We start from the raw sequence: 11,963 nt of genomic DNA, 5'->3' as shown, positions 1-11,963 counted from the left end.
TTGAAAACAATACTTATCATCCTGGGCATTTACCTGGTTTACCGGCTGATCACACAGACGGGAAGCAGGAATGCGTCCGGTTCTTCCGAACAAGAAAAGAAGGAAGGTGATGTAACGGTACACGGTACCACCAAGGGCAGCAGGTTCAACAAAAAAGGCGAATACGTGGATTACGAGGAAGTGGAATAGGGGCTCCGCCGCTACCTTTTAACCACCCTTTGCCTGTACACCCCGAAAGCATCCCGGAGTTCCACCAGGTAAATACCAGGCACCAGGCTTTGGGTATCCAGGATGAAGCGATCTCCGCTCACGCCGGCTTTCTCCGCCACCACCTGGCCCTGCATGTCGCAAACTCTGTATCTACCATTCTCTACCTTTTTTTCGCTGGTAATGACAACTGTTTCATGGAAGGGTGACGGGTACACATGAAGGGAGGATGCATCGGACAACACAGGTGCGTAAGTGTTCACTTCGGTGCCCACCCACACGGTCAGCACTGCCACACCGCAATACTGGTCGGTAACGGTTACGGTATACGAACCGCTGTCGAGACCACTGATGTCTTCCGTGGTTGCGGTGAATCCGCCGGGCCCCGACCAGTTGAACTGGTAAGGCGCCACGCCTCCGGTTACGGTAATATCAACCTGCCCGTTGGAAAGACCTGGTGAGGTTTCCGTTACAACCGCGGTTACATCATCGGCAAAGGCCGGCAGAAAGACTGTCAGCAAAACGAGAAAAGACATGTACTTTTTCATGGCGTCATCAGAATAAGGGAACGGACTTCCGGCGCATGATAAAATCCAGGGTTTGTGACTGGTTCCATGCGTCGTTGGTCAGGTACCGAACGGTTTGGTCGTCTCTGTTAAGGATCAGAAGGCCATCAGCCAGACTGCGCCCACTGAGCGTACCGGCTGGATGTACGGCGAATTCATTCAGCTGAAACGCTTCTCCCGAAGCAAGCATCAGGTATATATTTTCTTTGTTGTTAAAAACGGAAAAGAAAGACGGGTAAGGAAACGCCTGCCAATCTCCATGCTCCCACACATGCCCGTTGTACTTCCATATGATCAGTTCACCCCGATTGGCAAGGGCGAACAGATAGGTGGAGTCGTTGAGGGTGATCCCGTCATAGTGAAAATTCTCCCGTTGGTTGGAGCGGGCCACCATATTGCGGTATGGTTCGTTATCCGCGAAGGGAGGAAAATCGGCACCGATCAGCAACCGGTCACCGGCGGGAGGCGCCTGTGATGTCGCTGGCAATTGTTCGAGATCGAATCGCTTCAGGGCCTCATTCCTGTCGTTCAGCGGATGATCGATGTCGCTGTATACGTAACATTGTTGTTTCCGCACATCCCAGGCCAGCGGCGTGGCCGGATCCGACAAGTGCCTTCCGGCCGGGATCGCAAATGCATCGCCATTCTTCAGTGTATCAGCCGTGCGTCCGGTATGCAACGTGGCCAGTTGGGTCTCATCATCCACTGTGATGAAATAGTAGTGACCGTCGTGAATGATCACCTTGCGTTCCGCAGGCTGCGCGTGAACGGCGTGTACGCCAATCAAACAAAAACCTATGAGTGCATACCTCATCATACGGTCAGTAAGTTTCAATCTCTGTTCTGAATTCCATCTGGCCGAGGTCATCGGTCATCAGCATGATGTAGGTACCACTTTGCTGGTAACGCATGCCCCACCCGCTCACGGCCTTGTTCACGATGTCTTGCAGTGAATCAAACATCACACCGTAAGAAGGATCGTAGTACTTCCCGTCGATCCATGTAATCTGGTGGTTGTTGAACCAGCTTGGCGGATCGGGTTGACAGGAGCCCGGGATGCCCAGGGAGTCATGCACATCCTCGGTGTCGAAATTGTAGGATGTCTTTGTGCCGTTGAACAGGCTGGTGTACGTATTCTTAAACGGGAACAAAGGGCAGGTAGACGAAGCGCTGGGTGTTCCGAAGTTCCAGTCGTGCACCAGGAAACGGTTCACCAGGTGCCCGCATGCATTTTGTTCATTGGGCGTGATGTACACATAGTTGTTGTTGCGGGAGATACCCTGAATTTTCAGGGAAGCCAGGAACAGTTGTGCGAATGTGTAGCACTCACCATTGTGGTATTTCAACAGCGTGGAGAGTGTGACGTTGGGGCTGTCCCAGGTTTTGTAATAGTGCAGGCTGTCGCCCTGGAAGTCGAGCACGTTCTGGTCGGTGAATTCATTCCACACCTGGGCGATGATGGACGTTTCATCGGAGGCATCCTTGGCATTCCGGCAACTGAGATCATACACGGTATGATACCACTGAAACCGGTTGGTGGATGACATGGGGGTGGTGAAGGTCACGTAGAGCGTATTCTCGCTTGTGCCTGCATCCCGCCAGTTCACGCCATCGAACGAGAGCTCCCATCGGATGGTGAACGGGTGGAAGTAATCAACCTTACCGCTTGCGAACGCAGATGCAGATTGGGTGGATGGATAGGTCATGGCAAAACGGTTGCCTGACGGACCCGAAACATTCACTTCTTTGGCAGGGAACAACATTGAATCAGGCGTGGCACCCCTGAGCCATAGGGTTGCCGGCGCCTTGTCACATTCCATGTAAAATGATGCACCTACGGAAGGCGTGTTGCCACTCACATACGCCACGGGATACTGTACGGTTCGTAACTCGCTCCATTGGGGCGTGGTGTAGGATCCGCTGCCGTCATCGCGGTATATGGTGAGGTTGTTTCCTCCGAAGGTAACGCTCTCGAGGTGCACATCGGGGTAGGAAAAATTCTGCCCGAATGAAGCGGAGGAAGCACAAAGCAAGAGCCCTAACACGCGAAGTGTTTTCATAATGATGGTTTTTCAGCTGGGAGAAGGCGGCGTCAACACACCCTCAAAATCTCTACGTGCATACAATGTAATAAAATATTCGCATCAATTTCACATTGCATATCACCTGTATGGGTCCAAACGCGGGTTAGACGCCATGCCATCCGAACCGTTTAATTTCATCCGGAATCGGGCATGTGGCGGTCACATAAAAACCATCAGGGGTGCCGGCAGGCTTCTTATTTCTTTCTTATCTTCACCCGCAAATCTGCTGGGCTTATGCGCAATTTCGATTTCAAAAAATTGCTGCCACATCTGGTAGCGATTGTGGTGTTCCTGCTAGTGGTTCTGATTCAATGCAAACCGGTGTTTGAGGGAAAGGAACTCATGCAAAGCGACATCATCCACTACAGGGGCATGTCGAAAGAACTGGTTGACTTTAAAAAGGAGACCGGGGAACGTACCTTCTGGGTGAACAACATGTTTTCCGGTATGCCCTCCTACCTGATCAGTGCCGATTTCCAGGGCAACATGATCGGATCCTTGCACAAGATACTCACACTGGGTCTGCCCCGGCCAGCCTCATTCATCCTGCTTTATTTCATGGGTTTCTACCTGCTGCTGATCGTGCTGCGTGTTAAACCCTCCATTGCCATAGCAGGCGCGCTTGCGTTCGGACTTGCATCTTACAACTTCATCATCCTGGAAGCGGGCCACACCAGCAAGGCCAATGCAATCGGGTACATGGCGCCCGTTGCCGCCGGCGTGATCCTGATGTTCCAGCGAAGACTGCTCGCCGGTTTCCTGATGACCGCCATCTTCCTTTCACTGGAAATCAAAATGAACCACCCGCAGATCACCTATTACCTGGTATTGACATTGGGTATTTTCTGGCTGATCGAAGCGGTACAATCCTGGAAGAAAAAAGTACTGCCCCTGTTCGCCAGGCAAACCGGGCTGCTGGCGCTCGCGGGTATGCTGGCACTGGGAACCAATGCAGCCGGCCTGTGGGCTACCTATTCTTATTCGAAGCACTCCATTCGCGGGCCATCGGAACTGACCCTGAACGGGGAGCACGACAAAACATCCGGGCTTGACAAATCATACGCCACCCAATGGAGTTATGGCGTGGCCGAAAGTTTCACCCTGCTGGTTCCGAATTTCATGGGTGGCGCGTCGGGCGCACCACTTGACAAATCATCCGCCACCTACAAGGCCCTGCACAATGCGGGGGTACCCAATGCGGATAAGATCATCGAGCACCTTCCCCTGTATTGGGGAAGCCAGCCCTTCACATCGGGACCGGTGTATGTGGGCGCCATCATATGCTTCCTCTTCGTATTATCAATCATGATATTGAAAGGCCCCGTTCGTATCTGGCTGGTATCAGCAACCGTTCTTTCACTGATGCTGGCCTGGGGTAAAAACTTCAGCTTCTTAACCGATCTGTTCCTGAACCATTTTCCCGCCTACAACAAGTTCAGGGCAGTTTCCATGACGTTGGTGATCGCCAGCCTGACCATGCCGCTGGCGGGGATGCTGGCGCTGCGAAAAATCCAGAACGGTGAAGTGGATAAGGATGAATTGTGGAAAAAGATCAAGCTGGCATTTTATATCACGGGCGGACTGGCCCTTTTCATTGCCTTGCTCGGTCCGAGCTTTTTCTCGTTCACTTCGGATGGAGATGCACAACTCAGAAGTGCCGGATGGCCCGGTTACCTGATGGATGCCTTTGTTCAAGACAGGCAAAACCTCATGCGCATGGATGCGTTTCGCTCGTTTGTATTCATCCTGCTTACCGCCGGTGTTTTGTACTTCGCATTTGTCAAAACCACCCTCAAACGGAATACGGCAGGGTGGTTGCTTGCATTGCTTGTGATCGTTGACATGTGGCCGATCGATTGGCGTTACCTTACCTATGACGACTTCGTGCCCGCCAACCAAATGGAGCAGCCCTACCAACCCAGCCAGGCCGACCTGCAGATCAGCCAGGACCACAACGGTTACTACCGTGTATTCAACACCACACGGGCACTGGATCAGGACAGCGAGACCTCCTATTGGCACAAATCCCTTGGCGGTTACCACGGCGCCAAACTGCGGCGTTACCAAGAACTCATCTCCTACCAGATTTCCAAAGGGAACATGCAGGTATTGAACATGCTGAACACAAGGTACCTGATTGTGCCGGGCCAGGACAAACAACCAATGGCCCAACGAAATCCGGGTGCACTGGGCAACGCATGGTTTGTGAACGATGTGAAACTTGTGGCGAATGCCGACTCCGAAATGACTGCCCTCAGCAACTTTCAACCGGCAAATACCGCCATCGTAGACAAGCGTTTTTCCGATAACGTGCAGGGCTGGCAGCCGGGAAAAGACGAAAGTGCTACGATCAACCTGACCAAATACGCACCGAACCAACTCACTTTCGAATCATCCTGTTCAAAGGAACAACTAGCCGTGTTCAGTGACATCTACTATGCGGATGGATGGAATGCATATGTGGATGGAAAGCCCGCACCTCACTTCAGGGCCGACTATGTTCTGCGCGCCATGCGCATTCCTTCCGGGACCCATCAGATCGAGTTCAAATTCGAACCGGTTCAGGTGCCGGTTGGCGAGAAGATATCCTGGGCAAGTTCGGGTATATTGATCCTGCTGGCCATCGGACTGTTGTTCAAAATGAACAAACAAAACCCGGCGGAGTCAGACGAGGAAAAGCAGGAATGAAACGGGTCCTGATCATTACCTACTATTGGCCGCCCAGCGGTAGTTCAGGCGTACAACGCTGGCTGAAATTCGCCAAATACCTTCCTGAGTTCGGGTGGCAGCCCGTAATTTACACCCCGGAAAACCCCGATGCACCCGAAACCGATGCGACATTGATGAAGGATGTCGCAAAAGACCTGGAAGTGATCAAAACCCCGATCTGGGAACCCTACCAGCTCTTCAAGAAACTCACCGGAAGAAAAAAAGAAGAGAAGGTGAATGCTGGCACCTATTTCGATGATGGAAAACAGGGGCTGGTTGACAAGTGCATGCTGTGGATCCGGGGGAACCTGATGATACCCGATCCTAGGGTGTTCTGGGTCAGACCTTCCGTGAAGTACCTCCGCAACTACCTGAACACACACCCGGTGGATGCCATCGTTACAACCGGTCCACCCCAAAGCATGCACCTGATCGGCCTGGGATTGAAGAAAGCATTTCCCGCTTTACCATGGCTCGCTGATTTCCGTGACCCCTGGTCGGGTGTGGATATCCTCGATAAGTTTTTCATCACCAAACGCGCTTTACGCAAGCATACCCGGTTGGAGCAACAGGTCTTCCGGCATGCAAACGCCTTCACCTCCGTGTCACCCACCTGGGCGGCGGAAATGACCGCTAACGGCGCAAAGAACACGCAGTGCATCACCAATGGGTACGACGAAAACGACTTCATCAACTACCGGCCCAAGTCATCGGGCAGGTTCGTCATCAGCCACATTGGCGTACTGAATTCTTTCCGGAGTCCGCAGGTGATTTGGGATGCCCTCGCTAGCACCTGCAAAACCCGCCCGACTTTCGGAGATCAGCTGGAGATCCGCCTGGCAGGCACCATCGATCCGGGCATCCGGGCTTACCTTGAAAATCATCCGGTACTGAAAGACAAGGTGAAATTTCTCGGATACCTTCCGCATCAGGAAGCCATCAGGCAATATGAAGAATCGGACGTACTGATGTTGTTGCTCAATAAATCGGCAACGGTTAAAGGTAACATCCCGGGCAAGCTGTTCGAATTGCTGGCAACCGGGCGCATCATCCTGACCCTGGGAGACACAACCGGCGACCTGGCAGGTATCCTCAAAACATCACAATCAGGCTATATGTTTGAATATGATGATACCAAAGGCGTGCAGCAAGCGGTGGAAGAACTCGCATCACGGACACAAGAGACCGGATGGTCCGTGAATGCATCCGGCGACTTCACGCAATACGCCCGACGCCACCTGACAGGCCGTGTGGCGGAGCTATTGAATGATCTTTGTATATCCTCCGGAAACAGGTAAAGAACCCCTCAAAATTATTTGGGTTATTTTTGACTGATATTCGGTAAATGCCCAGCTGATGCAAACCTTATTGAAACTCATACCCGATCCTGTAAAACGGAAAATGGCAAAAGCCTTCCGCAAACAAATGCAGGCATACTGGAATGGCCAGGATAAGAAGATGTACCGCGAAAACCTGAAGCAGGAAAACATCGCACACCTTCAAACCCTTGCAGACAGGGAAACACTTCTGGCCATATTGCCCAAACACGGAATAGTAGCGGAATTAGGCGTGAACAGGGGCGACTTCAGCGAAAAGATTCTTCAGATATGCCAACCTGAAAAACTGCATTTGGTTGACGTATGGGCCACCGAGCGATACCATCAGGGACTACGCACGGAAGTGGAACAGCGGTTTGAAAAGGAACGGGCAGAAGGCCGGGTGGAACTCAACCTGGGATTGTCTACGGACGTGGTGGAACAATTCCGGGATGAATATTTCGACTGGATCTATATTGATACCGATCATACCTACGATACCACCAAGGCGGAGTTGGAAAAATACCGGAGCAAAATCAAGCCCGACGGCATCATCGCAGGCCACGATTTCTGCGTGGGACATTGGAACAGCATGGCGCGCTATGGCGTGCAGGAAGCCGTGTATGAGTTTTGTAACAAATACAACTGGGAACTGGTGTACCTCACGATGGAGCTCACGGACCACCCCAGCTTTGCCGTACGCAAACGCAGGTAACAGCATCACAACCTTGGATCAAGGTGAACAAAACAACCGAACATACAACAGCCTCTGACCGGAAAAAGATCATTCACTTCCATGTGGTACTGGCATCTTTTTCGAGGAACGACATCCACCTGTTGTCACAATATCATGACGTGGAATCGTTCGTGTTCGATGGTGTGAAGAAATGGAAAGTTCCGTACCTATTCGTCAAACAATTCTTCTTCCTGTTGTTCAGGTTTAAAAAGCCAGACCTGTACATCAGTCAATTCGCCGGATATCATTCGTTTCTCCCGGCCATCTTTGGCAAGCTGTTCGGGATTCCGAGTCTGGTGATTCTGGGCGGATCCGATAGTGTTTCTTTCCCTTCCATTCAATATGGGAATTTCAATCGTGTGGTTTTCGGAAAATTCACGAAATGGTCGCTCATGTATTCCGATCATCTTTCGCCGGTGCATGAAAGCCTTGTAAACGGTGCATATACTTATGACGATGCTGATTACCCCAGGCAGGGATACCAATATTTCCATCCTAAAATCCACACACCTTATACGGTGCTCCGATACGGGTATGATCCTGAAAAATTCAAACCTGTTGGCGAACGACAACCCAACACATTTCTGACGGTAGGGTTCCTGAACAAACAAAACTATTACCGCAAGGGCATCGACCTGATCGTACAGGTGGCCCCTCATTTCCCCGAATGCAAGTTCCGCATCATCGGGTCTGCCAATGACGAGTACGCCCGTAACCTGCCTCCCAATGTGGAAATACTGGCGAAAGTGGCATATGACGAACTGCCCCGGTACTACTCCCAGGCAACCTACTACTTTCAGGTTTCCATCTGCGAAGGATTTCCCAGTGCCATCTGTGAAGCAATGTTGTGCGGCTGCATCCCGATCGGTTCAAACGTTGCAGCCATTCCCGAGATCATCGGAGATACGGGTTTCATCCTTAACAAGCGTGACGTGGAGGCATTCCGGAAACTGATCGAAACGGCGATGCATAGTGACACACAATCGTTATCCGCAAAAGCAAGGTCACAGATCATGCAACTTTGCCCCAAAGATGAACGCATGAAACTGGTGGAACTGGTGAACCAACTGATGCATGTACAGGCGGGTGCTGGCGAGCAGCATACGAAAGCGCCCTTACATCAAAAAGCAACCACATGATCGTAGGAAGGGGGTTGATCGCAGGGGCTTTTTCCCGGTATGAGCATGATACGAACGTAGTTATTTTTGCTTCGGGTGTATCCAATTCCCGGGAATCCGATCCCACCGCGTTTCAGCGTGAGAAGGATCTTCTCATGCCTTACCTCGGCAGAAAAGAATTGCTGGTCTACTTCAGTTCATGCAGCTTGTTCGATCCTTCGCTGAAGAACAGTCCGTACATCACCCACAAAAAAGAATTGGAATTGCTGATCTCTGAACGTGCGGCTTCATACCTGATCGTGCGGCTTCCGATCGTTGTAGGAAGATCAGATAACCCGAACACCCTGATCAATTTCCTGTACCACCAGATCCTTGAAAAGAAACGCTTCCAACTATACAGCCGGGCATGTCGCTACCTGATGGACATCGATGACGCCGCCAGATGGGTTTCACACATCATAGACAACAACCTGCTACGGAACCAGGTGATTAACATGTGCATCGGGGAAACAGTCCCGATCAGGGATGTGGTTATGTCCCTGGAAAAGATCACCGGCAAGCCGGCTGAATATGATGAAGTGAACAAAGGTGAATGTTACAGGGTGGATTGTGATGTATTCAACCGGCTGACACAGACAGAAGGTGCTGTTTATCCTGAAGATTATTTCGATAGGGTTTTGCGAAAATACCTGGCCACGGAACGGGTCAGGACTTAACGTTTCACAAACATACGACCGGTGGCATCGATGCGATGCAACAGCGGTTTCAATCCTTCTTCAGCCAAAAACTGATCGGTGGCTTCCCGCGCACCTTTCCAATAGCCGTAGTCATCCAGTATTACCACCCCGTTTTTCACCACTTTCGGGTACAAATGTTTGAGGATATGATATGTGGATTCGTACCAGTCGGTATCAACCCTGAGCAGTGCAATGTCTCCGGGCATATTTTGCGGAATGGTATCCTCCACCTTTCCTTTGATGAAATGAAGTTTGTCTGCAGGATACCCGGTTGAGGTCATGTTCTTTTTCACCAGATCGATGGGGGCATAGCACCATTCGTTGTGATCCTGCTTCTGGCTCCGCTGCCACTCCCCTTCAGCGCTTTCATCGAAGTAACTGATGTCTTTATCCGTTGGGGCGCTCATGCCTTCAAAGGTATCGTACAGGTGCATGTTACGCGTTGTATCGCCGCATTTCTGAAGCGTGATAGCAGCGTTCATAGAACTCCCCCCCCGCCATACACCACATTCAACCACATCTCCAGCAACTCCGTTATCCACAAGGTATCGGATGGAATTATACAGGGCATACATGCGCTCCGCAGATGTCATGGTTTGTTGCCGGCATGCAGACAACACCTCGAAAAATTCCGGCTCCATGTCAGCAGGAAAATCCAGGCGTTGTTTCATAATGATTTTGACGCCCATGTTTTCGAAAACGCGTTTCACAAGTTTCTTCATAGCCCCTTGTTCCTAAATTTTGCGCAAAATAGAGATAAAAATTCTTAACGGCGTTAAATTAGATGCGCCAAAGGAGCGAATATGAACAAATCCGGAAGCGGACCATACCTGCAAAAAAGAATCTGTATTTTTTGTTGTGGGATTAACAAAATGTGGAACAAACAAATGGCAGGATCTGGCAAAAGGAATGTGAAGCAGTCAGCCCGGCCATGGCACATCTGGCGGGTTCAAAGCCTGCCATATGGAACCACCCCAACTCGTCCGTTAGATTCTGACACATGGGCATTGTAAGAAAGCAAGCCACCAAAAACCTCATCATCCATTACATCGGGATGATTGTGGGATATGTAAATACGGTTCTGCTGTTTCCACATATCCTTAACCCTGATCAGTTCGGACTGACACGCGTTCTATTAGCGCTGGGGGTGCTGTTTGCACAGTTCTCGCAACTCGGATCCAACCAGATCCTGTTGCGTTTTTTCCCAGGTTTAAAGGAAGATCCCAAACGGATGAAAGGTCTGGTGATGATGTGCCTGGTGATCCCTCTGGTGGGATTTCTGGTGATCTCCGGTATCTCTTTGATTTGGAAAGATGCCTTGATCGGATACTATTCGAGTCGCTCCTCTATGCTGGCCGAACACCTGGGCTTTCTGTTCCCTCTGGTTTTGTTCTCTCTCCTGATCACATCCCTGGACGCATATTTGCAAAGTCTATTTAAGACCGCACTCGTTACATTTCTCAACCAGTTTTTAATCCGCGTGGTATGGATGGTGCTGATCATCATGTACAAGTATGCCTGGTTGGATTTCGACACATTTCTGTACCTGTTCGTGTTTGCGTATGCCCTGATGTTGCTGATTGTGTTGATTTATCTGCTTGCCATCTCCGCATTCCCCATCTCCGCACATGTCAAATTTCCATCCAAGCATGAATTCAGGGCCATGATGGCCTATGGAAGTTTCTCGTTCATCAGCGGAATGTCAGGCTTGTTCATGTCCCAGATCGATACCATCCTGGTTGGGCTGATGCTGGGGTTGCGTGAAGCGGGCATTTATGCAGTGGGGATTTACATCGGCAACCTGATCTCGATCCCCTTCCAGGCATTGAACCGTATTTCATGGCCGTTGTTCGCAGAAAAATGGAAGCTTGGATTGATACGGGATATCGAGGATAACTACAGCAAGAGCTCCATCAATCTCACCATCATTTCGGGTTTTCTGTTCAGCTGTATCTGGTTGAACATTGATTTTATCGAATCTTTTCTGCCCGCAGGATTTGAAGCAAGCTACTGGGTTATTCTGCTGACCGGATTGTCAAAATTCAGCAACAGCGCGTGGGGAACCAATGGTCTGATACTGGTGTCGTCAGCAAGATACAGGGTGGATACCTTCATTACCGTGGGTGCAGCATTAACGGGCCTTCTATTAAACCTGCTTTTCATCCCTCTCTGGGGCACAAGCGGCGCTGCCTTTGCCATGCTGGTATCTGTTTTCCTCTGCGATCTCAGCAGATACATTGCCATATGGAAATACTTTCGGATACAACCCTTCGGAAAGGGTACTGCATTGACACTGCTTTTCTGGGTGGCCATGTATTTCCTGATCACCGGTATTCCATGGCCTGCTGGTTTCGGGATAGGAAACGTGATCCTCAAGGTACTGATACTCGGAGCGTGCTTGCTTGTTTTCTTATTCAAATCCGGTGTCTCATCGGATTTGGAAGAGGGGATCAGAAAATATATCCCCGGATTTAAATAAACCACCGGGAA

Annotated in this window: 11 protein-coding genes; 7 read left to right on the top strand and 4 right to left on the bottom strand. The window is 50.6% G+C overall.

From position 1 onward, the window contains the following. Positions 1–189, top strand: a complete 189-nt coding sequence (locus H6585_01445) for a hypothetical protein (GenBank protein ID MCB9446993.1) — start codon at positions 1–3, stop codon at positions 187–189. A gap of 11 nt (positions 190–200) precedes the next feature. Here H6585_01445 and H6585_01440 read toward each other — a convergent pair whose 3' ends face one another. From H6585_01440 to H6585_01430, 3 genes are read right to left on the bottom strand one after another with little or no spacing between them, the layout of a single operon-like run. Next, positions 201–755, bottom strand: coding sequence for a T9SS type A sorting domain-containing protein (locus H6585_01440; protein ID MCB9446992.1), 555 nt, complete (start codon positions 753–755; stop codon positions 201–203). A 7-nt stretch (positions 756–762) separates the two neighbouring features. Then, complete coding sequence (locus H6585_01435) at positions 763–1,590, bottom strand: hypothetical protein (protein ID MCB9446991.1); 828 nt, start codon at positions 1,588–1,590, stop codon at positions 763–765. A 4-nt stretch (positions 1,591–1,594) separates the two neighbouring features. Further along, positions 1,595–2,833 (bottom strand): hypothetical protein, encoded by a 1,239-nt coding sequence (locus tag H6585_01430; GenBank protein ID MCB9446990.1) that lies wholly within the window; start codon positions 2,831–2,833, stop codon positions 1,595–1,597. A gap of 258 nt (positions 2,834–3,091) precedes the next feature. On the opposite strand from H6585_01430, the gene H6585_01425 reads away from it, so the two are divergent. From H6585_01425 to H6585_01405, 5 genes are read left to right on the top strand one after another with little or no spacing between them, the layout of a single operon-like run. Next, a complete protein-coding gene (locus tag H6585_01425; protein ID MCB9446989.1) occupies positions 3,092–5,545 on the top strand; it encodes a YfhO family protein in 2,454 nt (817 codons plus the stop codon). Continuing rightward, the gene (locus tag H6585_01420; protein MCB9446988.1) at positions 5,542–6,864 is read left to right on the top strand and encodes a glycosyl transferase family 1; all 1,323 of its coding nucleotides are present in this window, start codon (positions 5,542–5,544) and stop codon (positions 6,862–6,864) included. Before H6585_01425 ends, H6585_01420 begins: the two co-directional genes overlap by 4 nt. Positions 6,865–6,922: 58 nt before the next feature. After that, positions 6,923–7,597, top strand: coding sequence for a class I SAM-dependent methyltransferase (locus tag H6585_01415; GenBank protein MCB9446987.1), 675 nt, complete (start codon positions 6,923–6,925; stop codon positions 7,595–7,597). Positions 7,598–7,620: 23 nt separating this feature from the next. After that, positions 7,621–8,757 carry a glycosyltransferase family 4 protein gene (locus H6585_01410; protein MCB9446986.1) on the top strand — a complete coding sequence of 379 codons (1,137 nt, stop codon included), beginning with the start codon at positions 7,621–7,623 and terminating at the stop codon, positions 8,755–8,757. Beyond that, positions 8,754–9,452 carry a hypothetical protein gene (locus H6585_01405; protein ID MCB9446985.1) on the top strand — a complete coding sequence of 233 codons (699 nt, stop codon included), beginning with the start codon at positions 8,754–8,756 and terminating at the stop codon, positions 9,450–9,452. Before H6585_01410 ends, H6585_01405 begins: the two co-directional genes overlap by 4 nt. Here the strand turns inward: H6585_01405 and H6585_01400 are convergent. Continuing rightward, positions 9,449–10,195: a class I SAM-dependent methyltransferase gene (locus tag H6585_01400; protein MCB9446984.1), complete on the bottom strand. Its 747-nt coding sequence runs from the start codon at positions 10,193–10,195 to the stop codon at positions 9,449–9,451. The genes H6585_01405 and H6585_01400 overlap by 4 nt on opposite strands. Positions 10,196–10,473: 278 nt before the next feature. Here H6585_01400 and H6585_01395 point away from each other — a divergent pair, with 278 nt between their 5' ends. Next, positions 10,474–11,952, top strand: coding sequence for an oligosaccharide flippase family protein (locus H6585_01395; protein MCB9446983.1), 1,479 nt, complete (start codon positions 10,474–10,476; stop codon positions 11,950–11,952). The last annotated feature ends 11 nt before the right edge of the window (positions 11,953–11,963 follow it).

The organism is Flavobacteriales bacterium (assembly GCA_020635855.1).
Lineage (GTDB): Bacteria > Bacteroidota > Bacteroidia > JACJYZ01 > JACJYZ01 > JACJYZ01.
Note: the sequence above shows the minus strand (reverse complement) of the source record. Positions and strands in the feature narration are given on the sequence as shown.

Bases quoted from the DNA above. Each gene is read 5' to 3' on its own strand.
- H6585_01405 (MCB9446985.1), top strand. From the start codon at position 8,754: ATGATCGTAGGAAGGGGGTTGATCGCAGGGGCTTTTTCCCGGTATGAG.
- H6585_01420 (MCB9446988.1), top strand. From the start codon at position 5,542: ATGAAACGGGTCCTGATCATTACCTACTATTGGCCGCCCAGCGGTAGT.
- H6585_01425 (MCB9446989.1), top strand. From the start codon at position 3,092: ATGCGCAATTTCGATTTCAAAAAATTGCTGCCACATCTGGTAGCGATT.
- H6585_01430 (MCB9446990.1), bottom strand. From the start codon at position 2,833: ATGAAAACACTTCGCGTGTTAGGGCTCTTGCTTTGTGCTTCCTCCGCT.
- H6585_01400 (MCB9446984.1), bottom strand. From the start codon at position 10,195: ATGAAGAAACTTGTGAAACGCGTTTTCGAAAACATGGGCGTCAAAATC.
- H6585_01395 (MCB9446983.1), top strand. From the start codon at position 10,474: ATGGGCATTGTAAGAAAGCAAGCCACCAAAAACCTCATCATCCATTAC.
- H6585_01435 (MCB9446991.1), bottom strand. From the start codon at position 1,590: ATGATGAGGTATGCACTCATAGGTTTTTGTTTGATTGGCGTACACGCC.
- H6585_01415 (MCB9446987.1), top strand. From the start codon at position 6,923: ATGCAAACCTTATTGAAACTCATACCCGATCCTGTAAAACGGAAAATG.
- H6585_01440 (MCB9446992.1), bottom strand. From the start codon at position 755: ATGAAAAAGTACATGTCTTTTCTCGTTTTGCTGACAGTCTTTCTGCCG.